At 69.4% G+C, this 23,982-nt stretch carries 25 protein-coding genes; 8 read left to right on the forward strand and 17 right to left on the reverse strand.

Annotation, left to right across the window (positions count from 1 at the left end; genetic code table 11):
• Nucleotide 1 precedes the first annotated feature (1 nt).
• Nucleotides 2–370, forward strand: coding sequence for a YchJ family protein (locus tag ACK4HH_RS03715; protein ID WP_409648445.1), 369 nt, complete (start codon nt 2–4; stop codon nt 368–370).
• On the opposite strand, the gene ACK4HH_RS03720 is transcribed toward ACK4HH_RS03715, so the two are convergent.
• On the reverse strand, nt 352–1,617 hold the full coding sequence (locus ACK4HH_RS03720; RefSeq protein ID WP_409648397.1) for a trans-sulfuration enzyme family protein: 1,266 nt from the start codon (nt 1,615–1,617) through the stop codon (nt 352–354). The two genes, ACK4HH_RS03715 and ACK4HH_RS03720, sit on opposite strands and share 19 nt — an antisense overlap.
• Nucleotides 1,618–1,712: 95 nt before the next feature.
• On the opposite strand from ACK4HH_RS03720, the gene ACK4HH_RS03725 reads away from it, so the two are divergent.
• Nucleotides 1,713–2,225: an Lrp/AsnC family transcriptional regulator gene (locus tag ACK4HH_RS03725; RefSeq protein WP_409648399.1), complete on the forward strand. Its 513-nt coding sequence runs from the start codon at nt 1,713–1,715 to the stop codon at nt 2,223–2,225.
• Nucleotides 2,226–2,240: 15 nt separating this feature from the next.
• Here ACK4HH_RS03725 and trpD read toward each other — a convergent pair whose 3' ends face one another.
• On the reverse strand, nt 2,241–3,296 hold the full coding sequence (trpD, locus tag ACK4HH_RS03730; protein ID WP_409648401.1) for an anthranilate phosphoribosyltransferase: 1,056 nt from the start codon (nt 3,294–3,296) through the stop codon (nt 2,241–2,243).
• 78 nt (nt 3,297–3,374) lie between these two features.
• On the opposite strand from trpD, the gene ACK4HH_RS03735 reads away from it, so the two are divergent.
• The 4 genes from ACK4HH_RS03735 to ACK4HH_RS03750 are packed head-to-tail and all read left to right on the forward strand — an operon-like array spanning nt 3,375 to nt 7,564.
• Nucleotides 3,375–4,004 carry a heme-copper oxidase subunit III gene (locus ACK4HH_RS03735; RefSeq protein WP_255159373.1) on the forward strand — a complete coding sequence of 210 codons (630 nt, stop codon included), beginning with the start codon at nt 3,375–3,377 and terminating at the stop codon, nt 4,002–4,004.
• A 26-nt stretch (nt 4,005–4,030) separates the two neighbouring features.
• Nucleotides 4,031–4,831: a c-type cytochrome gene (locus ACK4HH_RS03740; protein ID WP_409648403.1), complete on the forward strand. Its 801-nt coding sequence runs from the start codon at nt 4,031–4,033 to the stop codon at nt 4,829–4,831.
• A 31-nt stretch (nt 4,832–4,862) separates the two neighbouring features.
• Nucleotides 4,863–5,945, forward strand: coding sequence for a Rieske 2Fe-2S domain-containing protein (locus ACK4HH_RS03745; RefSeq protein ID WP_409648405.1), 1,083 nt, complete (start codon nt 4,863–4,865; stop codon nt 5,943–5,945).
• A 53-nt stretch (nt 5,946–5,998) separates the two neighbouring features.
• Nucleotides 5,999–7,564 carry a cytochrome b gene (locus ACK4HH_RS03750; protein ID WP_409648447.1) on the forward strand — a complete coding sequence of 522 codons (1,566 nt, stop codon included), beginning with the start codon at nt 5,999–6,001 and terminating at the stop codon, nt 7,562–7,564.
• 82 nt (nt 7,565–7,646) lie between these two features.
• On the opposite strand, the gene ACK4HH_RS03755 is transcribed toward ACK4HH_RS03750, so the two are convergent.
• The 7 genes from ACK4HH_RS03755 to ACK4HH_RS03785 all read right to left on the reverse strand — a co-directional run bounded on the left by ACK4HH_RS03755 (nt 7,647) and on the right by ACK4HH_RS03785 (nt 13,713).
• A complete protein-coding gene (locus tag ACK4HH_RS03755) occupies nt 7,647–8,207 on the reverse strand; it encodes a GNAT family N-acetyltransferase (protein WP_409648407.1) in 561 nt (186 codons plus the stop codon).
• A 17-nt stretch (nt 8,208–8,224) separates the two neighbouring features.
• Nucleotides 8,225–8,653, reverse strand: coding sequence for a GNAT family N-acetyltransferase (locus tag ACK4HH_RS03760; RefSeq protein WP_409648409.1), 429 nt, complete (start codon nt 8,651–8,653; stop codon nt 8,225–8,227).
• Nucleotide 8,654: 1 nt separating this feature from the next.
• Nucleotides 8,655–9,071 (reverse strand): cytochrome c oxidase subunit 4, encoded by a 417-nt coding sequence (locus ACK4HH_RS03765; protein WP_409648411.1) that lies wholly within the window; start codon nt 9,069–9,071, stop codon nt 8,655–8,657.
• Between the two features lie 8 nt (nt 9,072–9,079).
• Nucleotides 9,080–10,816, reverse strand: coding sequence for a cytochrome c oxidase subunit I (gene ctaD, locus ACK4HH_RS03770; protein WP_409648413.1), 1,737 nt, complete (start codon nt 10,814–10,816; stop codon nt 9,080–9,082).
• Between the two features lie 7 nt (nt 10,817–10,823).
• Nucleotides 10,824–11,687 (reverse strand): cytochrome c oxidase subunit II, encoded by an 864-nt coding sequence (gene coxB, locus ACK4HH_RS03775; RefSeq protein ID WP_409648415.1) that lies wholly within the window; start codon nt 11,685–11,687, stop codon nt 10,824–10,826.
• A 191-nt stretch (nt 11,688–11,878) separates the two neighbouring features.
• Nucleotides 11,879–12,244 carry a HesB/IscA family protein gene (locus tag ACK4HH_RS03780; protein WP_409648417.1) on the reverse strand — a complete coding sequence of 122 codons (366 nt, stop codon included), beginning with the start codon at nt 12,242–12,244 and terminating at the stop codon, nt 11,879–11,881.
• 32 nt (nt 12,245–12,276) lie between these two features.
• Nucleotides 12,277–13,713 (reverse strand): dipeptidase, encoded by a 1,437-nt coding sequence (locus tag ACK4HH_RS03785; RefSeq protein WP_409648419.1) that lies wholly within the window; start codon nt 13,711–13,713, stop codon nt 12,277–12,279.
• A 44-nt stretch (nt 13,714–13,757) separates the two neighbouring features.
• Here ACK4HH_RS03785 and ACK4HH_RS03790 point away from each other — a divergent pair, with 44 nt between their 5' ends.
• Nucleotides 13,758–14,357, forward strand: coding sequence for a DUF3043 domain-containing protein (locus ACK4HH_RS03790; protein WP_409648421.1), 600 nt, complete (start codon nt 13,758–13,760; stop codon nt 14,355–14,357).
• Between the two features lie 15 nt (nt 14,358–14,372).
• On the opposite strand, the gene ACK4HH_RS03795 is transcribed toward ACK4HH_RS03790, so the two are convergent.
• The 3 genes from ACK4HH_RS03795 to hisD are packed head-to-tail and all read right to left on the reverse strand — an operon-like array spanning nt 14,373 to nt 17,203.
• Nucleotides 14,373–15,410 carry a quinone-dependent dihydroorotate dehydrogenase gene (locus tag ACK4HH_RS03795; protein WP_409648423.1) on the reverse strand — a complete coding sequence of 346 codons (1,038 nt, stop codon included), beginning with the start codon at nt 15,408–15,410 and terminating at the stop codon, nt 14,373–14,375.
• Between the two features lie 8 nt (nt 15,411–15,418).
• Nucleotides 15,419–15,886 (reverse strand): transcriptional regulator NrdR, encoded by a 468-nt coding sequence (gene nrdR, locus ACK4HH_RS03800; protein ID WP_409648425.1) that lies wholly within the window; start codon nt 15,884–15,886, stop codon nt 15,419–15,421.
• A gap of 12 nt (nt 15,887–15,898) precedes the next feature.
• Nucleotides 15,899–17,203, reverse strand: coding sequence for a histidinol dehydrogenase (gene hisD / locus ACK4HH_RS03805; protein ID WP_409648427.1), 1,305 nt, complete (start codon nt 17,201–17,203; stop codon nt 15,899–15,901).
• Between the two features lie 68 nt (nt 17,204–17,271).
• On the opposite strand from hisD, the gene ACK4HH_RS03810 reads away from it, so the two are divergent.
• Nucleotides 17,272–17,772: a flavin reductase family protein gene (locus ACK4HH_RS03810; protein ID WP_409648429.1), complete on the forward strand. Its 501-nt coding sequence runs from the start codon at nt 17,272–17,274 to the stop codon at nt 17,770–17,772.
• On the opposite strand, the gene dnaE is transcribed toward ACK4HH_RS03810, so the two are convergent.
• The 5 genes from dnaE to ACK4HH_RS03835 all read right to left on the reverse strand — a co-directional run.
• A complete protein-coding gene (gene dnaE / locus ACK4HH_RS03815; protein ID WP_409648431.1) occupies nt 17,769–21,284 on the reverse strand; it encodes a DNA polymerase III subunit alpha in 3,516 nt (1,171 codons plus the stop codon). The genes ACK4HH_RS03810 and dnaE overlap by 4 nt on opposite strands.
• 77 nt (nt 21,285–21,361) lie before the next feature.
• Nucleotides 21,362–22,285, reverse strand: a complete 924-nt coding sequence (locus ACK4HH_RS03820; protein WP_409648433.1) for an RluA family pseudouridine synthase — start codon at nt 22,283–22,285, stop codon at nt 21,362–21,364.
• 55 nt (nt 22,286–22,340) lie between these two features.
• Complete coding sequence (locus ACK4HH_RS03825; protein ID WP_409648435.1) at nt 22,341–23,138, reverse strand: DivIVA domain-containing protein; 798 nt, start codon at nt 23,136–23,138, stop codon at nt 22,341–22,343.
• Between the two features lie 133 nt (nt 23,139–23,271).
• Nucleotides 23,272–23,568 carry a YggT family protein gene (locus ACK4HH_RS03830; RefSeq protein WP_409648437.1) on the reverse strand — a complete coding sequence of 99 codons (297 nt, stop codon included), beginning with the start codon at nt 23,566–23,568 and terminating at the stop codon, nt 23,272–23,274.
• A gap of 54 nt (nt 23,569–23,622) precedes the next feature.
• A partial coding sequence (locus ACK4HH_RS03835; protein WP_409648439.1) for a cell division protein SepF occupies nt 23,623–23,982 on the reverse strand: 360 nt, incomplete at its 5' end.

A 23,982-nucleotide genomic window follows, 5' to 3' on the forward strand; every position in this document is an offset into this window, starting at 1 on the left:
GATGCGCTGCCCCTGCCTGAGCGGCCTTCCCTATTTCGAGTGCTGCGAGCCGCTGCACCGCGGCGAGAGCGTCGCCCCGACGGCCGAGGCCCTCATGAGATCGCGGTTCAGCGCCTTCGCGGTCGGCGACAGCGACTATCTGCTGTCGTCGTGGCACCCCTCGACCCGGCCCGCCACGCTCGAGCTCGACCCCGAGCTGCGCTGGTACCGCCTCGACATCCTCGATCGCGCCGCCGGCGGGCCGCTGGACACCCGTGGCGAGGTCGAGTTCGAGGCCTTCTGGCGCTCCCCCGACTCACGCGGCTCGCAGCGCGAGCGCAGCTGCTTCGTGCGCGAGGGCGGGCGCTGGTACTACGTGGCCGAGGCCTGACCCGCCGACGCATGAGCGAGCGGCCGATCGAGAACGGCCCCGTCGAGAACTCCGTCGAGAACCCCGTCGAGCGCGGCCTGGAGGTCGCGCCACAGGTCGACCCCCGACTCGAGGCCGATCGACAGGCGCACGATGCCAGCGCCGGGGCGGGCATCCGGCGCCACCGGGCGGTGCGTGAGCGACGCCGGATGCTGCACCAGCGAATCGACGCCCCCGAGCGACACTGCGTGGGTGAAGAGCCGCAGCGCTCCGGTCAGCGTCTGCGCGGCCGCGTATCCCCCCGCGAAGTCGACCGCGAGCATCGCCCCGGGCCCGCGCAGCTGCGTGCCGAGCAGCCCGCGCGGGTCGGATCCGGGCAGGCCCGGGTAGTGCACGCGCGCGACGGCGGGGTGCTGCGCCAGAAGCACGGCCAACTCCCCTGCCGTCGCCTGCTGGGCCCGAACGCGCAGCGCGAGCGTCGGCAACCCGCGGTGCAGCAGGTAGGCGCCGAGCGGGTGCAGCAGCCCGCCCGTGATCGCCCGCACGGGCCGGATGGCCGTCGCCCACGCGGCGCTCGTCGCGACCACTCCCCCCATGGCGTCGCCGTGGCCGCCGAGGTACTTCGTGGCGCTGTGCAGCACGAGCGCCGCCCCGTGTGCCAGCGGGTTCTGCAGCACCGGCGTCGCGAAGGTGCTGTCGACCATGACGGGCACGTCGCGCGCCGCCGCCACGACCGCGGCGATGTCGACGAGCTCTAGCGTGGGGTTGCACGGCGTCTCCATGACGACGAGGCACGTGTCGGCGCGCACGGCATCACCGACCTCGTCGGGGGCGCAGAACGTCGTCTCGGCGCCGAGCAGCCCCGAGGCCAGCACGTGGTCGGTGCCGCCGTAGAGCGGGCGCACGGCGACGACGTGGCGGCCCCTCCCCCGATTCATCGCCGCTAGCAGCGTCGCCGAGAAGGCCGCCATGCCCGAGGCGAAAGCCACAGCTTCGTCAGCGCCCTCGAGCGTCGAGAGGGCCTCCTCGAATCGCGCGACCGTCGGGTTCCAGAGCCGCGCGTAGACATTGCCGCCCTCGGTCGGATGCCCGCCCGTCGCGATCGCCTCGTACGAGGCTCCCCCGGCGTCGATGTCGGGCAGCGGGTTCGTCGTCGACAGGTCGATCGGCAGCGCGTGCACCCCTAGCGCGGTCAGGTCGTCGCGGCCCGCGCGCACGGCGATGGTCTCGAAGGCGTCGTCGTGATGTGAGGCACCGGTGCTCGTCATGCCCCGATTCTGATGCTCTCTGCGGCCACATGGCAGAACTGCCGCAGGTTCCGCGCGGATTGACGCGATATGCGCGCGTGCTTCATGCTGACGGGATGCTCGACTCGCCCTCATCGCAGAACGCGCGCCCCGCATCCCTCGACGACACCGACCTCGCGATGCTCGCCGAGCTCGAGCGCAACGGGCGCCTCACGAACGCAGCGCTCGCGGCCCGCGTCGGCATCGCCGAGTCGACGTGCACGCAACGGTTGCGGTCACTGCGCGACCGCGGAGTGATCCGCGGCTTCGGCGCCGAGATCGACCCGGCCGCGCTCGGGCTGACCCTGCAGGCGCTCATCACGGTGCGGCTCGGCACGCACGGGCGCGAGCAGATCCGCGACTTCGAGCAGCGCGTGCGGTCGCTGCCGAGCGTGCTCACGGCGTTCCACGTTGCCGGGGCCGACGACTACCTGCTGCATGTCGCCGTCGAGTCGGCCGCCGCGCTGCGCGAGCTCGTGCTCGAGCACCTCACGACCCACCCGCACGTGCGCCACGTCGAGACGCAGCTGGTGTTCGAGGTGCTCGAGGGCGCCGGCATGGTGCCCAGCGGCGCGCCGCGGTCGGCGTAGCGCCCCGCGCCGCCCCTAGCGCTGCGTGGCCGCCGCCCAGGCCTCGAGCTTCGCCGCCGCGGCCCCGGAGTCGATCGCGGCCGCCGCGACCTCGAGCTGCTCGGCGAGCCGCTCGAGCAGGGGGCGGCGCAGCTGCTCGGGATCCTGCGCGAGGCGGAACGACACGAGGCCCGCAGCGGAGTTGAGCAGCACGATGTCGCGCACCGGCCCCGCCTCACCCGCAAGCACGGCCCGCGCGAGGCCCGCGTTGTGCTCGGGCGTCGAGCCGAGGATGTCGTCGATCGCCGCGGTCGGGATGCCCAGCTCGCGCGGGTCGAGATCGTGCTCGGTCACGAAACCGCGCGAGACCTCCCAGATGTGGCTGTGGCCCGTTGTCGTGATCTTGTCGATGCCGTCGTCGCCGCGGTAGACGAGCGCCGTCGCTCCGCGGGTGCGGAACACGCCGACCATGAGCGGCACGCGGTCGAGGCTCGCCACGCCGACCGCTGAGGCCTCGGGCCGCGCGGGATTGCACAGCGGGCCGAGGATGTTGAAGACAGTCGAGATGCCGAGCTGGCGGCGCGGCGGGCCGGCGTGGCGGAACCCCGGGTGGAAGACCGCCGCGTTGAGGTAGGTCAGCCCGACCTCGCCGAAGACCTCGGCGACGCGCTCGGGCTCGAGCTCGATGTTGACGCCGAGCACGCCGAGCACGTCCGAGGCTCCCGAGGCCGAGCTCGCGCCCCGGTTGCCGTGCTTGGCGACAGGAACGCCCGCCGCGGCCACGACGATGGATGCGATCGACGAGACGTTCACGACGGCCCCGTACGGGTCGCCCCCGGTGCCGACGATGTCGAGCACCATGGGGTCGATCTCGATGCTGCGAGCGTGCCGCAGCGCAGCATCCCGAAACCCCACGATCTCGTCGACCGTCTCGCCCTTCGCGCGCAGGGCCACGAGGAACCCGCCCAACTGGGCCTCGGTCGCCTCGCCCGAGACCACCTGCTCCATCGCCCACGACGCTTCGGCGATCGAGAGATCGTCGCCCTCGAGCATGCGGGTCAGGATCCGGGGCCACGTGGGGGTCGTCGACATGACTCGATGCTACTTTCTCGCCCGAAACCGGGGTGTCGTCCGGCTCGAACCTCCAGTTTCATCGGTCATAATGAGGGGGTGACCAGTACCTCGCTTTCGAGCTCGCTCAGCGCGCCCACGATCAACCGACCGAACGTCGTCGCCGTGGGCACGATCGTCTGGCTGGGAAGCGAGGTGATGTTCTTCGCTGGCCTCTTCGCCATCTACTTCACCCTGCGGTCGACCTCGCCTCAGCTGTGGGAGCAGGGCACCGAGCTCTTTAACATCCCGCTCGCGACCGTCAACACGATCATCCTCGTGCTCTCGAGCGTCACGTGTCAGTTCGGGGTCTTCGCCGCCGAACGCCTTCAGGCGCGACGAACCGGTTGGAGCCCCGTGAAGTGGGGCATGATCGAGTGGTTCTTCCTCACCTACGCGATGGGTGCCGTCTTCGTCATCGGCCAGATCTACGAATACGCCATCCTCGTGAGCGAGTACGTCACCCTCGACTCCGACGCCTTCGGCTCGGCCTTCTACCTCACGACGGGCTTCCACGGCCTGCACGTCACCGGCGGCCTCATTGCCTTCCTGCTGGTGATCGGCCGCGCATATGCCGTGAAGACCTTCACGCACCGGGATGCCACGAGCGCCATCGTGGTCTCCTATTACTGGCACTTCGTTGACGTGGTCTGGATCGGCCTCTTCCTCGTCATCTACGTCCTCCAATAAACCGCAGAATCGAGACGCTCCACACCATGGCACCCACCGCTCCTGCATCCGCCCGCCGCGTCGGCCGCCGCCACCCGCTCGCGACCACCGCGCTGCTCGTCGTCGGCCTGCTGGCCACCGGCGGCGCCTACGCGCTCGCGACGACCACGGCCACCGCCGAGACCACGGCCGCCAGCGCGCAGCTCATCGACGACGGCGGCAAGCTCTTCGCCGCGAACTGCGCCAGCTGCCACGGCCTCAACGCCGAAGGCACCGCCGCTGGCCCCACGCTCATCGGCGCGGGCGCCCTCGCGGTCGACTTCCAGGTCGGCACCGGGCGCATGCCCATGGCCGCGTCGGGTCCGCAGGCCGAGGTCAAGCCGGTGCAGTTCACGCAGGAGCAGATCGATGCCATGGCCGCGTGGGTCGCCGACCTCGCTCCCGGCCCGGCCGTCCCGCCCGACCGCTACATCGCGGGCGACGGCGACGCCGCCAACGGCGCCGAACTGTTCCGCATCAACTGCGCCATGTGCCACAACGTGGCCGGCGCCGGTGGCGCTCTCACCGAGGGAAAGTGGGCGCCGGGTCTCGCGGGCGTCGACCCCGTGCACATCTACGGCGCCATGGTGACGGGCCCGCAGAACATGCCGGTGTTCAGCGACCTCAACCTCACGCCCGAAGAGAAGAACGACATCATCACCTACCTGCTCTACGTGCAGGAGAACCCCTCGGTCGGCGGCTGGGACCTCGGTTCGCTCGGTCCCGTCTCGGAGGGCCTCTTCATCTGGATCTTCGGCCTCGGCGCTCTCGTCGGTGTGACCATCTGGCTCACCGCGAAGTCGAACTAGGCCCGCACAGCACTCGAGGAAAGGACGACCATTGGCTGAGGCACACGACGGCACCCCGAGCGGCGAGACCGCGGGCAACGCTGTCGCCCAGCAGGCGGATCACAGCGCGCCGGCCCCCGCCGTCGCGGTAGTGCGCACCGACCGCATCCCCAACCCGGGGTTCCCGCCCGAGCGGCTGCGGGTCACCGATCTCGACCCGAAGAAAGAGAAGCAGGCCGAGCGCACGATTAGCGCGCTCTTCTTCCTCTCGATCGTCGGTAGCGTGCTCGCGGTCGCGGCGTACATCCTGTTCCCGATCGACGAGCTTGACCCGAGCACGATCCGCCTGAACAACATGTTCCTCGGCATCGGCATCACGCTCGGACTGCTGGGCGTCGGCATCGGCGCCGTGCACTGGTCGAAGGCCCTCATGCACGGGCACGAGCTCGTCGAGCAGCGGCACCCCACGCGCGGCAGCGACGAGTCGCGCGACCGCGCCGTCGAGATCTTCCGTGAGGCCAACGCCGAGTCGGGCTTCACGCGTCGCACGCTCGTGCGCAACTCGCTGATCGGCGCGGTCGTCGCCACGCCCATCCCGGCGATCGCCCTCTTCCGCGACCTCGCGCCCGCCGAAGACCCGGTCGCGCTTCTCAAGCACACGATGTGGGAGGCGGGCACCCGCCTCGCGCGCGACCCCTCCGGCACGCCGATCAAGGCCTCCGAGGTGACGATCGGCTCGGCCTTCCACGTGATCCCCGAGGGTCTTGCCGAGCTCGAGTCGCACCGGCTCGAAGAGAAGGCCAAAGCGGCCGTGCTGCTCATGCGCCTGCCGGTCGACGAGCTCAACGAAGACCCGGCGAAGGCTGACTGGTCGTACGACGGCATCGTCGCCTACTCCAAGATCTGTACGCACGTCGGATGCCCCGTCGCGCTGTACGAGCAGCAGACGCACCACCTGCTGTGCCCCTGCCACCAGTCCCAGTTCGACGTCGCGAACCATTGCGAGGTCATCTTCGGACCGGCGGCCCGTCCCCTCCCCCAGCTCCCGATCACTGTGGATGAAGAGGGTTACCTCGTCGCGCAGAGCGACTTCACCGAACCTGTGGGTCCGAGCTTCTGGGAGCGTGCACTGTGAGTACCACTGCGACCCCGCCGGCACCGTCGGCCGAGACCGCGCCCGGGCGCGGCATGCGGTTCACGGGCTGGGCGGCCAACTACGTCGATGAGCGCACGAGCGCCTCGACCGCCGTCAAGGCCCTCGGGCGCAAGATCTTCCCCGACCACTGGTCGTTCATGCTCGGCGAGGTGGCGCTCTACAGCTTCATCGTCATCCTGCTCAGCGGCACGTTCCTGACCTTCTTCTTCGACCCCTCCATGACCGAGGTCGAGTACGAGGGCTCGTACGTGCCCCTGCAGGGCATCCCGATGTCGGTGGCCTACCACTCGGCGCTCGACATCTCGTTCGAGATCCGCGGCGGTCTGCTCATGCGCCAGGTGCACCACTGGGCGGCGCTGCTGTTCGTGGCCGCGATCGGCCTGCACATGCTGCGCGTGTTCTTCACCGGCGCCTTCCGCAAGCCGCGCGAGTTCAACTGGGTCATCGGGTTCCTGCTGTTCGTCATGGCCATGGCCCTGGGCTTCACCGGGTACTCGCTGCCCGACGACCTGCTCTCGGGCAACGGCCTGCGCATCATCGACGGCATGATCAAGGCGGTGCCGGTGGCCGGTGCCTGGATCTCGTTCCTGCTCTTCGGTGACGAGTTCCCCGGAACAGACATCATCCCGCGCCTCTACGTGCTGCACATCATGCTGCTGCCGGCGATCACGATCGCCCTCATCGGAATCCACATGGTGCTGCTGATCGTCAACAAGCACACGCAGTTCGCGGCGCCCGGCCGCACCAACGACAACGTCGTCGGCGCGCCCGTGCTGCCCGCGTTCGCGGCGAAGGCCGGCGGGTTCTTCTTCATCGTGTTCGGTGTGATCGTGCTGATCGCCTCGTTCTTCACGATCAACCCGATCTGGAACTACGGACCGTACGACCCATCGCCGGTCTCGGCCGGAACCCAGCCCGACTGGTACATCGGCTTCGCCGACGGCGCCCTGCGCCTGATCCCGTCGAACCTCGACGTCGTCGACCCGTTCGGCTTCACCTGGGCGTTCGGCGTGCTGATCCCGCTCGTGGGTCTGCTCGTCTTCATGGCCGTCGTGGCGCTCTACCCGTTCTTCGAGGCCTGGGTCACGGGAGACCGTCGTGAGCACCACATCGCCGAGCGCCCGCGCAACGCGCCCGTGCGCACGGCGATCGGTGCGGCAGGCGTCACGTTCTACGCGGCGCTGTGGGCCGCAGCGAGCTCCGACCTCATCGCGACGCACTTCCGGCTCTCGATCGAGGGGGTCATCCTGGCCCTGCAGCTCGCGACCGTCTTCGGCCCGTTCATCGCCTTCTTCATCACGAAGCGGGTCTGCCTCGCACTGCAGCGCAAAGATCGCGAAATCGCGCTGCACGGCTTCGAGTCGGGTCGCGTCGTGCGCCTGCCGGGCGGCGAGTACATCGAGGTGCACGAGCAGCTCGACGACTTCGAGCGCTGGCGCCTGGTGAGCTTCGACGAGTACCAGCCGCTCATGATCCGCCCGAACGACGACGGCAAGATCACGGTCACGCAGCGTGTGCGCGCGAGCCTCTCGCGGTGGTTCTTCGAAGACCGCATCGCGCCGGTCACCATGAACGAGCTCGAGTCGCAGAAGCACTGACGCTCCGAACGACGATCGGTCCCGCTCTCCCTCTGGGAGGCGGGGCCGTTCTCGTCGGTGCCGACGCGCGTGCCGCTCGGTGTCAGAGTGCCGCCCACTCGCGCCGCAGCAGGGCGAACCGCTCGAGCGTCGTCCACTCGCCCTTGAACCAGTCGCCCTCGAGGATCGTGCCCTCGTGCCGCAGCCCCACGCGCCGCATGAGCGCGAGCACCGCGGTGTTGCGGGCATCGCCCTGCATGACGACGCGGTGGGCGCCGCGCTCGGCCATGAGCCAGTCGATGACCGCCCTGAGCGCCTCGGCCGCGTACCCGCGCCCGTGGTGCGCGGGCGCGAGCGTGACCCCGAGCTCGTAGCTGTGCGGCTGCGACGCGTCGGCGCCCACCGCCACATCACCCACGAGCACACGAGGGCGATCAGCGCCCGAAGTCGCCCGGAGGCCGAGCTGCACCCACTCCCCCGGCTGCGGGATGCCCGACGCCGGCTGAGCGGCCACAAGAGCCTCAGCATCCCCGGTGGAGTAGTCCGACTCCCACGACTGGTAGCGAGCGATGGCGGGAACCCGGCGGTACGCCACGAACGCCGGTACGTCAGCGACGTCGAGCGGGCTGATCTCGAGCCGCGGTGTGACGAGGATGACGCTCATGGGTGCACTGCCTCGGGTCAGAACACCCGGCGCATGTACTCGGCGTTCTGCGAATAGCCGAGACGGTCGTAGAAGCCACCGGCGCGACGGGCGGCGACCGTGAGCTGGCGCACTCCGCGGCGGATGCACTCCGCTTCGACCTCGCGCACGAGAGCGGTGCCCAGATCGAGACCGCGGGCGTCTTCATCCACCGCGATCTCTTGCAGCTGCGCCGAGAGACCGTTCGTCGAGAGCAGGCGTGCGATCGTCGTCAGGGCATAGCCCTGCACGACCCCCTCGCCGTTCTCGGCGACGAGCAGCAGCACGTCGTCATCCGCGTTGTCGACGATGGCCGCGAAGCTCTCGTCGAACGCCGAGCGCACGGGCACGAACGCGGCGCCGAGCTGGCGCACGAGCTCGAACACGGCATCAGCATCCGTCGCCGTCGCCCGGCGCACCGTGCTCATGTCAGCGACCGAAGTTGCCGCGGTAGTACTCGTAGACCCAGCCGACGAGGGCGAGCAGCGCGATCGGGACAGCGTACGCGACGATCCAGAACGAGATCGAGAGCCCGAGGAACACAAGGGCGGCACCGCCGGCGAGGAACACGGGCCACCAACTCCACGGCGAGAAGAAGCCCTGCTCGGCCTCGCCGTCGTCGATGTCGGCATCGAGGCGGTCTTCGGCGAGCTCGCCGCCCTGGTTGCGGTAGACGAGTCGCAGATACACCGCGATGAACGCCGAGAGGATCGCGCAGAGGCCGATGGCCACCGCGCCGACCCACTCGACCTGGCCGGTGTCGATGATCGCCCACACGACGTACACCGCCGTGAGGAGCGTGAAGAAGCCCAGCAGCACCCAGAAGAGGTTGATCGTCGTCTTCATGGCCTGCCCTACTTGATCTTGTCGTCGTCGATGTCGAGCACGGGGGCGTCGGGGGCGTCTTTGAACGGCCCGATGCCGAGCGGGATGCTCGCCTCGGGGTGATTCAGATCGAACGCCGGCGACTCCGAGCGGATGCGCGGGATCGAGGTGAAGTTGTGGCGCGGCGGCGGGCACGAGGTGGCCCACTCGAGCGAGCGGCCGTAACCCCACGGGTCGTTCACCGTCACGAGCGGCGCCGTGCGGGCCGTGATGTAGACGTTGAGCAGGAACGGGACCATCGACGCGGCCAGCAGGATCGAGCCGAAGGTCGAGAGCTGGTTCATCCACGTGAAGCCGTCTTCGACGAGGTACGTGGCGTACCGCCGCGGCATGCCGACCACCCCGAGCCAGTGCTGCACGAGGAAGGTGGCGTGGAAGCCGATGAAGAGCGTCCAGAAGTGGATCATGCCGAGACGCTCGTTGAGCATCTTGCCGGTCCACTTCGGCCACCAGAAGTAGAAGCCCGCGAACATCGCGAAGACGACGGTGCCGAAGACCACGTAGTGGAAGTGGGCGACGACGAAGTACGAGTCGGAGACCGCGAAGTCGAGCGGCGGTGAGGCGAGGATCACGCCCGTGAGGCCGCCGAAGACGAAGGTGATGAGAAAGCCGAGGGTGAAGACCATGGGCGTCTCGAAGGTCACCGAGCCGCGCCACATCGTGCCGATCCAGTTGAAGATCTTCACGCCTGTCGGCACCGCGATGAGCATCGTCATGAGGGCGAAGAACGGCAGCAGCACCGATCCGGTCACGTACATGTGGTGCGCCCACACGGTCATCGAGAGCGCAGCGATCGCGATCGTCGCGTACACGAGGGTCTTATACCCGAAGATCGGCTTGCGGCTGAACACCGGGATGATCTCCGACACGATGCCGAAGAACGGCAGGGCCAGGATGTACACCTCGGGGTGCCCGAAGAACCAGAACAGGTGCTGCCAGAGGATCGCGCCGCCGGTCGCCGCGTCGAACACGTGCGACCCGAACATGCGGTCGGAGCCGAGGGCGAAGAGCGAGGCCGCGAGCACGGGGAAGGCCATGAGCACGAGCAGCGAGGTCACGAGCGTGTTCCACGTGAAGATCGGCATGCGCCACATCGTCATGCCCGGGGCGCGCATCGTGATGATGGTGGTGATGAAGTTCACGGCGCCGAGGATGGTACCGAAACCGCTCAGCGTGAGGCCGAAGACCCACATATTGCCGCCGAGCCCTGGTGTGAAGGTCTGACTCGAGAGTGGCGCGTAGGCGAACCAGCCGAACGAGGCCGCCCCCTGCGGGGTGAGGAAGCCGGCCACCGCGATGAGCGAGCCGAAGGAGTAGAGCCAGTACGCGAAGGCGTTGAGGCGCGGGAACGCCACGTCGGGCGCACCGATCTGCAGCGGCATGAGCACGTTCGCGAAGCCCGCGAAGAGCGGCGTCGCGAACATGAGCAGCATGATCGTGCCGTGCATCGTGAAGAGCTGGTTGTACTGCTCTTTCGTCGCGACGATCTCGAGGCCCGGCGCGAAGAGCTGCGCGCGGATGACGAGGGCCATGACGCCGCCGATGAGGAAGTACACGAACGACGTGATCAGGTACATGTACCCGATGGTCTTGTGGTCGGTCGTCGTGATCCACCCGACGAACACGTTGCCCTTGCGGCGGACGGTCGGCGAGACGTGCTCGGGCGCGGGGCCCGAGACACTCGGACGAGGTGCGGTCGTGGTCATGAGCCGCTTACTCCTCTTCGGTTGCGCCGGTGGTGCCCGGCAGGTTCGTGTTCGTGTTGAACTCGGGTCCGAGGCGGCCGACGTTGCCCTCGGCACGCAGCGACTCGATGTACTCGTCGTACTCGGCCTGCGAGACGACCTCGACATTGAAGAGCATCAGCGAGTGGTACTCGCCGCACAGCTCGGCGCACTTGCCGGTGTACGAGCCCTCTTTCTCGGGGATGAAGTACCAGTAGTTGGTCTTGCCCGGGATCATGTCCTTCTTGTAGAGGAAGTCGATGATCCAGAACGAGTGGATGACGTCGCGCGACTCGATCCGGATCTCGACCTTCTGGCCGACCGGCAGGTAGAGCGTCGGAAGGCTCTCGGGGTCGATGGTGTTGTTCGGCCCGGTCTCTTGCGCCTGGATTCCCGCGTAGTACACGTCGTCGGTGATGTAGTTGAAGTCCCACGCCCAGCGCTTGCCGTAGACCTCGATGACGGTGTCGGGCTCGGCGAGCGGAGCCTCGATCTCGGCCTGGTCGCGCGCGGTGAAGGCGAAGAAGCCGAGCACGAGGATGAGCGGCACGATCGTGTAGAAGACCTCGATCGGCATGTTGTAGCGCAGCTGCGCCGGCAGGCCCGTCTGTCCGCGACGGCGGCGGTAGACGATCGCGGCCCAGATGATGAGCCCCCACGTGATGACGCCCACGACGAGCAGCACGATCCACGAGGTGACCCAGAGACCGATGACGCGGTCGACCTGGTTCGTGGTGCCGGGTTCGGTCGGCAGCCAGCCGAGCTGCATCTGCGTGGTGCAGCCCGCGAGGGCGACCGTGGTGACGAGGGCGAGCGGGATCGCCGTCAATCGAAGACGTCGGTTGGAACGCACCGGAGACCTCTCGTGGCGGGGGCGGGGAACACTCGTCAGTCTACGTCACGGCCGGGCGGCCGACGGCCCCGCGACGCTCCGAAAGCTCTGCCAATCACGACGGATTCCGTGGCCCTGAGGCGCGTTCGCGCGCGAAAAAGGGGCCCGCCGTCGAGCGGGCCCCTCTCGCGCGGCCGGACGGCCGATCAGGCTCAGTGAAAGCTGTCTCCGCAGGCGCAGCTGCCGCCCGCGTTCGGGTTGTCGATCGTGAAGCCCTGCTTCTGGATCGTGTCTTCGAAGTCGATCGAGGCGCCGTCGAGGTAGGGCACGCTCATCTTGTCGACGACCACCTCGACGCCGTCGAAGTCGCGCAGCGCGTCGCCGTCGAGCATGCGCTCGTCGAAGTAGAGCTGGTAGATGAGGCCCGAGCAGCCACCGGGCTGCACGGCGAGGCGCAGACGCAGGTCGTCGCGGCCCTCCTGCTCGAGCAGCGAGCGCACCTTGGCCGCGGCGGCCTCGGTGAGGCTGACACCGTGAGCCGTGTCGGTGCCGGTCGTCGTGAGTGCAGTGTCGGTCATGGTGACTCCTCGCGTGGGTCGATCTCTCGCTGTCAGTGTACGTCGTGACCCTGAGCGCGCGCGCGACGCTGGATGCGCGTCACGAGCACGGCCTCGGTGAGGATCGCGCGCTGGAACACCCCGAGGTGCAGCGACTCGTCGGGGCTGTGAGCACGCGTGTGCGGGTCTTCGACTCCTGTCACGAGCACCTGCGCCTCGGGAAACGTCTCGGCGAGCTGGGCGATGAACGGGATCGAGCCGCCGACGCCGACCTGCTGGGGCTCCGTCCCCCAGGCCTCCTCCATCGCGGCGAGGGCTTCGTCGACGGCCCAACCGCTTGTATCGACGAGGAACGGCGCACCCAGGTCGATGCTCGCGAACGCGAGGTGGGCGCCGAAGGGCGCGTGGGCGCGCAGGTGCCGTTCGATCGCCGCGAAGGCCTCGTCGGGCGCTTGCCCGGGGGCGATGCGCGCACTGATCTTGACGGTGATCGAGGGGGCGAGCGTGTTCGAGGCGTTCTGCACACTCGGCGCATCGATGCCCGTCACGGTGATGGCGGGCTGCGCCCAGAGTCGGTGCAGCAGCTCGCCGCGGCCGATCGTCGACACCCCGTCGAGCAGCCCCGCCTCGTCACGCACGCGCTGCTCCGGGATGCTCGGCACCCGCTGATCGTGCGACCGCAGCCCCGCGACCGCGACCGCGCCGTCGGCGTCGTGCAGGGTCGCGAGCAGCGCGATCGTCGCGAGCATGGCATCCGGAACAGCGCCCCCGAGCATGCCGGAGTGCGAGGCGTGCTCGAGCGTGGAGACGGTGAGGCTGAAGGTGGCGTTGCCGCGTAGTCCGACGGTGAGCGAGGGCGTGTCGATGCTCCAGTTGTCGGAGTCGGCGACGACGATGACGTCGGCGGCGAGCAGGTCGCGGTGCCGCTCGAGCAGCGCCCCGAACGAGCGCGAGCCGAACTCCTCCTCGCCCTCGATGAAGACCACCAGCCCGACCTCGGGCTCGCCCGCGGCGTTGACGAGCGCGCGGATCGCCGCGACGTGCGTCATGACGCCTGCCTTGTCGTCGGCGACACCACGGCCGTAGAGGCGGTCGCCCCGCAGCGTCGGCTCGAAGGGGGGCGAGCTCCAGTCGGACTCGGCCCCGGGCGGCTGCACATCGTGGTGCGCGTACAGCAGCACGGTGGCCGCGCCGGGCGCCGCAGCGCGGCGCGCGAGCACCGCGGGCTGCCCGAGGGTGCCGTCAGGGGCGGGGGCGCGGTCGACCAGCACCTCGTCGAAGACGCCGAGCTCGCGCAGCAGGTCGGCCGTGCGGTCGGCCGACGCCTGCACGTGCCCGGGATCGAAGCCGTCCCACGACACCGAGGGGATGCGCACGAGCTCGCTGAGCTCGGCGATGGCGCGGGGAAGGCCGTGCTGAACGCTCGCGCGCAGCGCCGCGAGGGTCTCGGGGGCGAGCGGCGCAGGGGCGGAGCGTTCGGCAGGCGTCATGCCGGTAATCTTAAGGCTCTGCATCAACGGAAGGATGTGCCGCCGTGGCCGCCCGCGACAACGCCAACCCCGCCCCCAGCGCCGCCGAGCAGGCCAGCGCCGAGGCGATCGCCACTGCCGAGGCCATCGCGGCCGGCAAAGGCCGCCCCACGCCCACGCGCAAAGAGCGCGAGGCCGCGCGCAAGCGCCCCCTCGTGCCCAACGACCGCAAGCAGGCCGCGCGCGAGCACCGCGAGAAGATGAACGCCGCGCGCGAGCGCGCGCGCATCGGCATGGCGAACGGCGAAGAGAAGTACCTGCCGCAGCGCGACCGCGGGCCGCAGAAGAAGTGGGTGCGCGACTACGTCGACGCCCGCATCAGCATCGGCGAGTTCCTCATCCCCGTGATGTTCGTCGTCATCATCCTGACCTTCATCCCCTCGGTCGAGGCGCAGACGATCTCGATCCTCGCCCTGTGGGCCTTCTTCCTCGTCGCCGTGCTCGACTCGACGCTGCTGGGCTTCATCGTGCACCGCAAGCTCGTCAAGAAGCACGGCGCCGACAAGGTCGAGAAGGTGCGCTGGTACGCGGCGATGCGCTCGCTGCAGCTGCGCATCCTTCGCCTGCCGAAGCCGCAGGTCAAGCGCGGCCAGTTCCCCGACTGAATCGGCTGACGGCCGTCAGCCGCGGGTGCGCCGGATGCGCGCGAGCCCGCGCGTGACCTGGCGTGCCCAGAGCGGCCCGCGGTACAGGAAGGCGGTGTAGCCCTGCACGAGCGTCGCCCCGGCGGCGAGCCGCTCGGCGGCGTCGTCGGCCGTATCGATGCCCCCCACACTGATGACACAGAACTCTTCGGGCACGGCCGCACGCACGCGGCGCAAGACCTCGAGGGAACGCGCTTTCAGCGGTGCGCCGCTCAGCCCGCCGGCACCGGCCGCCTCGACCTCTGCCGGTGCAGCGAGCAAGCCCTCGCGGCTGATGGTGGTGTTTGTGGCGATGATGCCGTCGAGTCCGTGCTTCAGCGCGAGCGCGCACACCGCATCGATCGCCTCGTCATCGAGATCGGGAGCGATCTTGACGAGCACGGGGCACGATCCGGCTTCTTCGAGCACGGCCACGATGAGGGGTCGCAGCATCGCCTCGTCTTGCAGCCCTCGCAGGCCAGGCGTATTCGGCGAGCTGACGTTGATCGCAAGATAGTCGGCGGCGCCCGCGAGCAGGCGAGCAGATTCGCGGTAGTCGGCCACAGCATCTTCCACTGGCACGACTCGGCTCTTGCCGATGTTCGCCCCGACGATGGGCCGACGGGCGAACCGGCGCAGATGGGCGACGCGTCGTGCCGCCGCGGCGGCTCCCCCATTGTTGAAGCCCATGCGATTGATGACCGCGCGATCGTCGACGAGGCGGAAGAGCCTCGGCTTCGGATTCCCCTCTTGAGCGATTGCCGTCACGGTGCCGATCTCGATGTGGCCGAATCCGAGCGCCCACAGCCCCTGGATGCTCCGCGCATCTTTGTCGAAGCCGGCCGCCATGCCGAACGGCGACTCGAAGCGCAGGCCGAGCGTCTCGACCGCGAGAGCGGGATCGGGCCGGGTGAACGCCCGCACGAGCCCGGTAAGCCCGAGCGCGGGGATCGCCCGGATGACCGCGACGGCGAGGTGGTGCGCCCGCTCGGGGTCGAGGCGCCGCAGCACCGTGCGAAAGAACAGCTCGTACACGGCGGCGGTCAGTCTGCGGGGGCCTGCTGGGCCCGCTCGACCCGCAATTGCGTGATGGCCGACTCGAAGTCGTCGAGGTTCTCGAACGCCTGGTAGACGCTCGCGAAGCGCAAGAACGCGACCTCGTCGAGCTGGCGCAGCTCAGGCAGGATCGCGAGGCCGATGTCGTTGGCGTCGAGCTGCGAGGCGCCCGTGGCGCGCAGGTTCTCTTCGACCTTCTGGGCGAGCTGCGCGAGATCGGCGTCGGTCACGGGGCGTCCCTGGCAGGCCTTGCGCACGCCGAGCACGATCTTCTCGCGCGAGAAGGGCTCGACGACGCCGCTGCGCTTGATGACCATGAGGCTCGCGGTCTCGGTCGTGCTGAAGCGGCGGCCGCACTCAGGGCACTGCCGACGGCGTCGGATCGAGAGCCCGTCGTCGCTCGTGCGCGAGTCGATGACGCGGCTGTCGGGGTACCGGCAGAAGGGGCAGTGCATGGTGCCGCCAGCCTAGAGGAACCGGGCGCGCACGGCGTCGCCGTGCGCCGGCAGCTGCTCGGCATCGCTCAGGGCGCCCACGTGGGCGGCGACCTCGGCGAGAGCATCCCGGTCGTACTCGACGATCTGCTGCGGGCGAAGGAACGTGTACGCGCCGAGCCCCGAGGCGAAACGCGCCTGCCCGCCCGTGGGCAGCACGTGGTTGGAGCCCGCGATGTAGTCGCCGAGGCTCACGGGGGTGTGGTCTCCGACGAAGATCGCCCCGGCGCTCTCGAGTGCGGGCAGCAGCGCGTGCGGATCGGCGACCTGCACCTCGAGGTGCTCGGGCCCGTAGGCATTGCTGAACCGCACGGCCTGCTCGAGATCGTCGACGAGCACGACGGCCGACTGCGGGCCCTCGAGGGCGGCGGTCACCCGGTCGCGGTGCCGTGTCGTAGCGACCGCCGCGGGCAGGGCCGCCTGCACGGCTTGCCCCAGCGCGGCGTCGTCGGTCACGAGCACGCTGCCCGCGAGCTCGTCGTGCTCGGCCTGGCTGATGAGGTCGGCAACGACGTAGTCGGGCCGCGCGCTGCCGTCGGCGATAATGAGGATCTCGGTCGGGCCGGCCTCGCTGTCGATGCCGACGACCCCCTTCACGGCCCGCTTCGCCGTCGCGACGAACAGGTTGCCGGGGCCCGTGATGACCTGCACCGGCTCGAGGCCCAGGTCGGCGACGCCGTAGGCGAGGGCGCCGATCGCTCCCGCACCGCCCATCGCGTAGACCTCGTCGACGCCGAGCAGGGCCGCGGCGCCGAGGATGGTGGGGTGCACCGAGCCGCCGAAGGCCGCCTGCGGCGGTGAGGCGAGCGCGATCGAGCCGACTCCCGCGACCTGGGCTGCGACGACGTTCATGACGACGCTCGAGGGGTAGACGGCCTTGCCGCCCGGCACATAGAGCCCGACGCGCGCGACGGGCTGCCAGCGCTGCACGATGCGCGCGCCCGGAGCGACCTCGGTGACCTGCGCTGCGGGAACCTGCGCCGCGGTCGTGCGGCGCACGCGGTCGATGGCCTGCTCGAGGGCGGCGCGCACCGCCGGATCGAGCGCGGCCTCCGCGGCCTGCAGCTGCTCGGCCGTGACGCGAACCGCGGCCGGGCGCACGCGATCGAAGCGCTCGGCCTGATCGAGCAGGGCGGCGCTGCCGCGGTCGCGGACATCCTGGATCAGGGCGTCGACGGCGTCGACGGCCGAGCCGACGTCGCTCGCGGCGCGCGGAACGATGTGCAGCAGGTCGGCGGCCGAGAGCGTGCGGCCGCGCAGGTCGAGGGTTCGCATCATGACCCGATCAGCCTAATCGCGGCCAGCCTCGGGAATACCCGGGCGTGGATGCGGTTGCATAGACCGTGATGACCACCGCTGCCGACGCCACCGGGTTCGACGCCTTCGCGCAGGCCTTCCGCCGCCATGCCGCGGGGGTCGCCGTGATCACCGCGCGAACTCCCGACGGACGACCCGTCGGGTTCACCGCCACGTCGCTCGCCTCGCTCGCCGCCGTGCCGCCCCTCGCGACCTTCAACATGGCGCGCACCGCGAGCTCGTGGCCGGCGATCGAGCGCACCGACCGCGTCGCGATCCACATGCTCGGGCAAGAAGACTTCGCGGTCGCGAAGATCATGGCGGGCGACAACGCGCGCCGCTTCGACGGCGACCACTGGGAGCACGGGCCGCACGACCTGCCGATTCTCAAGAACGTGACGGCGTGGATGGTCGGCACGATCGTCGCGCGCACCTTCGTGGCCGACAACGCCATGATCGCCGTGCAGATCGACGAGGGTGCGCTCGGCGACCCTGACGAGCCGCTGCTGTACCACGAGCGGGCCTTCCGGGCGCTCGGCGCCGAGCTCTAGAGCAGGGCGCGCGGCCCCAGCAGGCTCTTGACCTCGCCGAAGAACCCGGCGGAGGGCTCGATGCGATGCGGCAGTTCGAAGACCCGCGCCGTGTCGTCGCGCACGAGGCGCAGCCGCACCTCGGTCGAACCGCGGTGCCGACTGAGCACGGAGTCGAGCTCGGTCACGATGTCGACCGTCGCCCGCTGCTCGCGCACCGTGAGCGTCAGGGTTCCGGTGTCGGCGCTCACGCCGAGGTCGGGCTGCTGCAGTACCATCGCCTGCAGCGTGATGCCGTCGTCGCGATGGTTCACACGACCGCGCACGACCACGATGCTGTCGGCGACGAGCTTCGTGCCGAACTCGAGGTAGCTCTTGCCGAGGAACATGATGCTGATCTCGCCGCCGAAGTCCTCGAGCGTGATCATGCCGTAGGGGTTTCCCGAATTGCGCGCGACGCGGTGCTGCACGCTCGTGATGAGACCGGCCACCGTCACCTGCTCGCCATCGGCGGGCGGGTTGTCGTTGAGTTCGGCGATGCCGGTTCCCGCATGCTGGGCGAGCGCACGCTCGAGGCCAGCGAGCGGGTGGTCGCTCACGTAGAGGCCGAGCATCTCGCGCTCGAAGGCGAGCTTGTCTTTCTTCGCCCACTCGGGGCGGTCGGGCACGTGCTCGGCGCTCTGCTCGGCATCGTCGAAGAGGCTGTCGAAGTCGAACCCGACGTCGCCGACCTCCTCGGCGCGCTTCTCTTTCACGGCCGCCTCGACGGCGCTCTCGTGGATCTCCATGAGCGCACGCCGCGTGGCGCCGAGCGAATCGAAGGCACCCGCCTTGATGAGCGACTCGATCGCGCGCTTGTTGGCGACCGGCGACGGCACCTTCTTGAGGAAATCGAAGAAGCCCGTGAAGCGCCCCTTCTGCTCGCGGGCGGCCCGGATGTGCTCGACGACCGCGAACCCGACGTTGCGCACGGCTCCCAGCCCGAACCGGATGTCGTCGCCGACGGCGGCGAAGAATCCGATCGATTCGTTGACGTCGGGCGGCAGCACTGTGATGCCCATGCGGCGGCACTCGTTGAGGTAGACCGCCATCTTGTCCTTCGAGTCGCCGACGCTCGTGAGCAGCGCCGCCATGTACTCGGCCGGGTAGTGCGCCTTGAGGTAGGCCGTCCAGTACGAGACGACGCCGTACGCGGCCGAGTGCGCCTTGTTGAAGGCGTAGTCGGAGAACGGGACGAGGATGTCCCAGAGCGTCTTCACCGCGGCCTCGGAATAGCCGTTGGCCGCCATGCCGGCCCGGAAGTTCTCGTACTGCTTGTCGAGCTCTTCTTTCTTCTTCTTGCCCATCGCACGGCGCAGCAGGTCGGCCTGAGCGAGCGTGTAGCCCGCGAGCTTCTGGGCGATCTCCATCACCTGCTCCTGGTACACGATCAGGCCGTAGGTGCCTCCCAGCACCTCCTCGAGCGGCTCGGCCAGCTCGGGGTGGATGGGCGTGATGTCTTGACGACCGTTCTTGCGCAGCGCGTAGTTCGTGTGCGAGTCGGCGCCCATCGGGCCAGGGCGGTAGAGCGCGAGCACGGCCGAGATGTCTTCGAAGTTGTCGGGCTTCATCATGCGCAGCAGCGAGCGCATCGGCCCGCCGTCGAGCTGGAACACCCCGAGGGTATCGCCGCGCGCCAGCAGTTCGTAGGCGGCCGGGTCGTCGAGCGCGAGGTCTTCGAGCACGAGCCGCGTGCCGCGGTTCGCCTCGATGTTGTCGAGCGCGTCATCGATGATGGTGAGGTTGCGCAGCCCGAGGAAGTCCATCTTGACGAGGCCGAGGGCCTCAGAGGCCGGAAAGTCGAACTGCGTGACGATCTGGCCGTCTTGCTCGCGCTTCATGATGGGGATGATGTCGATGAGCGGCTCGCTCGACATGATCACGCCCGCAGCGTGCACGCCCCACTGCCGCTTGAGGTTCTCGAGCCCGAGCGCCGTGTCGAAGACCGTGCGGGCCTCGGCGTCGACCTCGATGAGGGCGCGGAAGTCGGCCGCCTCTTTGTAGCGCTCGTGCGCCTTGTCGAGGATGCCGGCGAGCGGCATGTCTTTGCCCATGATCGCGGGCGGCATGGCCTTCGTGAGCTTCTCGCCCATGCCGAAGGGGAAGCCGAGCACGCGGGAGCTGTCTTTCAGGGCCTGCTTGGCCTTGATCGTGCCGTAGGTGACGATCTGCGCCACTCGCTCGTCGCCGTACTTCTCGGTGACGTAGCGAATCACCTCGCCGCGACGGCGGTCGTCGAAGTCGACGTCGAAGTCGGGCATCGACACGCGATCGGGATTGAGGAAGCGCTCGAAGATGAGCCCGTGCTCGAGGGGGTCGAGATCGGTGATGCGCATGGCGTAGGCGGCCATCGATCCCGCGCCCGAACCGCGGCCCGGGCCGACGCGGATGCCGTTGCGCTTCGACCAGTTGATGAAGTCGGCGACGACCAGGAAGTAGCCCGAGAAGCCCATCTGCGTGATGACGCCGATCTCGTACTCGGCGCGCGCGCGCACGGCATCCGGAACACCATTCGGATACCGCACCGCCAGCCCGCGCTCGACCTCGTGCACGAACCAGCTGTTCTCGGTCTCACCCTCGGGCACGGGATACCGCGGCATGTAGTTGGCCGAGGTGTTGAAGGCCACGTCGGCGCGCTCGGCGATGAGCAGCGTGTTGTCGCAGGCCTCGGGGTAGTCGCGGAACAGGTCGCGCATCTGCGCCGGCGTCTTGAGGTAGAACTCGTCGGCGTCGAACTTGAAGCGGTTGGGGTCGTCGAGGGTGCTGCCCGACTGCACGCAGAGCAGCGCCGCGTGCGAGCCCGCGTCGCCCGCGTGCGTGTAGTGCAGGTCGTTCGTGGCCACGAGCGGCAGGCCGAGGTCTTTCGCGAGGCGGATGAGCTCGGTCATCGTGCGGCGCTCGATCGGCAGGCCGTGATCCATGATCTCGACGAAGTAGTTCTCAGCGCCGAAGATGTCGCGGAACTCGGCGGCGGCCTCACGGGCCTTGTCATACTCGCCGAGGCGCAGGCGGGTCTGCACCTCGCCGCTCACGCACCCCGTCGTGGCGATGACACCCTCGGCGTAGCGGCTGAGCAGCTCGCGGTCCATGCGCGGCTTGAAGTAGTAGCCCTCGATCGAGGCGAGCGACGACATGCGGAACAGGTTGTGCATGCCCGTGGTCGAGGCCGCGAGCATCGTCAGGTGCGTGTAGGCACCCGCGCCTGACACGTCGTCCTCACCCCCGACCCCCCACTTGACGCGGGTCTTGTCGGTGCGGTGAGTACCCGGAGTGAGGTACGCCTCGATGCCGATGATGGGCTTGATGCCCGCGTCGGTCGCCGTCTTCCAGAAGTCGAAGGCGCCGAACATGTTGCCGTGGTCGGTCACAGCGATCGCGGGCATGCCCTGAGCGACCGCCTCGGCGATGAGCGGCTTGACGCGCGCCGCGCCGTCGAGCATCGAGTACTCGCTGTGCACGTGGAGGTGGACGAACGAGTCTGCTCGAGTGGTCACGGGGCCTCCGACGGGTCGATCTGGACCCTCAGTCTAGGTCGTGCCGTCGACCGCCCCTGGCGTGTCGCGAGGGCGCGTCAGGCACTGCTCAGCACATCGAGCGCGTGCTGCAGATCGTCGGGGTAGCGCGAGGTGTGCTCGCTCCACTCCCCCGTCGCGGGATGCCGGAACCCCAGCCGCATGGCGTGCAGCCACTGCCGCTCGAGGCCCAGCCGTGCGCTCAGCACCGGGTCGGCGCCGTACATCGCGTCACCGACGCAGGGGTGGCGCTGGGCGGCCATGTGCACGCGGATCTGGTGCGTGCGCCCCGTCTCGAGGTGGATCTCGAGCAGCGAGGCGGCGGGGAACGCCTCGATCGTGTCGTAGTGGGTCACCGAGGGCTTGCCGCCCGCGACGACCGCGAACTTCCAGGCGCTGCCGGGATGCCGCCCGATCGGCGCATCGATCGTGCCCGAGAGCGGGTCGGGGTGCCCCTGCACGACGGTGTGGTAGATCTTTTCGACCTCGCGATCGTGGAACTGGCGCTTGAGCTCGCGATAGGCGTGCTCGGACTTCGCCACGACCATGAGGCCGCTCGTGCCCGCGTCGAGTCGGTGCACGACCCCCGCGCGCTCGGCCGGGCCGGAGGTCGCGATGCGGTAGCCCGCCGCGGCGAGGGCACCGATGACCGTGGGGCCCTCCCAGCCGGCGGAGGGGTGCGCCGCGACCCCCACGGGCTTGTCGACGACCACGAGGTCGTCGTCGTCGTAGACGATGCCGAGATCGTCGACCGGGATGGGCTCGATGCGCACCTCGCGCCGCGGCTGCCAGGTCACTTCGAGCCAGGCGTCCGCGGAGACGCGATCTGACTTGCTCGCGGGCCGTCCGTCGAGCGTCACTCCCCCGGCGTCCGCGATCTCGGCCGCCTGCGTGCGCGAGAATCCGAGCAGCGTCGCGAGCGCGACATCCACTCGCTCACCGGCACGCCCGGGGGGCACAGGAAGGGAGCGCGACTCGGTCACCGTCGCGCTCCCCTGTGGTCCATGCCGACCAGGCGGTCGGTTCGGATGCCGCGGCTCAGGAACCGTAGCCCGGGAACTGGCCCGGCGGCGGCGACTGCGGGGCCGGGTAGCCCGTCGCCGGCGAGGCGGGCGCGGGGTACGACGGCGCGGAGCCGGGGAAGGGCTGGTCGGAGCCGAACGCGGGCGCAGACCCGTAGACCGGGGCCGAGCCGGCCGCAGCCGATCCGGCGGGTGAGCCCGCGGGAGCGGCGGCCGGCTGGGCCGTGCCCTCGAGCTCGGTCAGCTGCGACTGGATGTAGGTGCGCAGCTGCTGACGGTACTCGCGCTCGAACGTGCGCAGCTCGTCGACGCGCTGCTGCAGCGCCGAGCGCTCCTGCTCGAGCGCCTGCAACTGGCCCTGCTGGGCGTTGGTCGCCTCGGCGACGATGCGGGCGGCCTCGGCCTGACCCTCGGCGATGAGCTGCTCTTTCTTGGCGACACCCTCGCGCACGTGCTCTTCGTGCAGGCGGCGCGCGAGCTGCAGCAGGTTGTTGGTGTCGGCGCTCGGCTCGGCGGCGCTCGCCGCGGGGGCGTCGACGACCGGCACGGGGGCCGGAGCGGGCGGCGCGGCGACGATCGTCGGGGCCGGCGCCTCCATGGGGGCCGCGGCGACCGCTCCCCCGCGCTGCAGCTCGGCGATGCGGGCGTCAGCAGCGACGAGCCGCTGGCGCAGTTCGTCGTTCTCCTGATTCAGGCGGCGCAGCTCGACGACGATCTCGTCGAGGAAGTCGTCCACCTCGTCCTGGTCGTAGCCCTCGCGGAACTTGGTCGACTGGAAGCGCTTGTTGACGACATCTTCAGGCGTCAGGGCCATGTGCGTCACCTCGAGACTTTCTGGAGCGGTTGAATAACGATGGGGTAACGCTAGCAACACCGGGTCACATCCGTCACATCCGTGTCGGCCAGCGTAGCGCGCCGAGCCTCTCGGAGGGGAGGGGTGCGAGCGATCAGCGGCCGCTCACGAGCGACATGAGGATCAGCAGCACGATCAGCACGATCGTCCACGCCAGATCGAGCCGGATCGAGCCCAGCTGCAGCGGCGGGATGACCCGCCGCACCGCCTTGAGCGGAGGATCGGTGATGGTGTAGCTCGACTCGGCGATCAGCACCACGACTCCACGCGGGCGGAATGCGGGGTTGAGCACCTGCACCCAGTCGAACACGAAGCGCACCCACATCGCGATGAACACGATGAGCAGCGCGACGTAGATGACCGAGAGCAGGATCGAGAAGACGAGCGTCACGACTCCAGTCTCGCAGGTTCTGCTGGGAGTCGGCGCCCGGTCAGCGGCGCGCGCCTAGTCGCGTGCGAGGAACGAGGCGTCGACGTCGGGCTCGATGTCGGCCGCGTCGCCGCTCGTCGCCACGTGCGCGGGCGACAGCAGGAACACCTTGCTCGTCACGCGCTCGATGCGGCCGTACAGACCCTGGGAGAGACCGCTCGCGAAGTCGACGAGGCGTCGCGCCTCGCTCTCGGTCATCTGCGAGAGGTTGATGATGACCGGGATGCCCTCGCGGAAGCTCTCGGCGATCATCTGCGCGTCTTTGTAGGCGCGCGGGTGCACCGTGAGGATCTCGTTCATGTCGTGGGGTGCGGCCTGGCGGGCCGGCGCCGGACGGCGCAGCGGCGTCACCGGCGCGCGCTGGGCGGCGACGGC

The organism is Microcella sp., from assembly GCF_046296455.1.
In the GTDB taxonomy this organism is placed as follows: domain Bacteria; phylum Actinomycetota; class Actinomycetes; order Actinomycetales; family Microbacteriaceae; genus Microcella.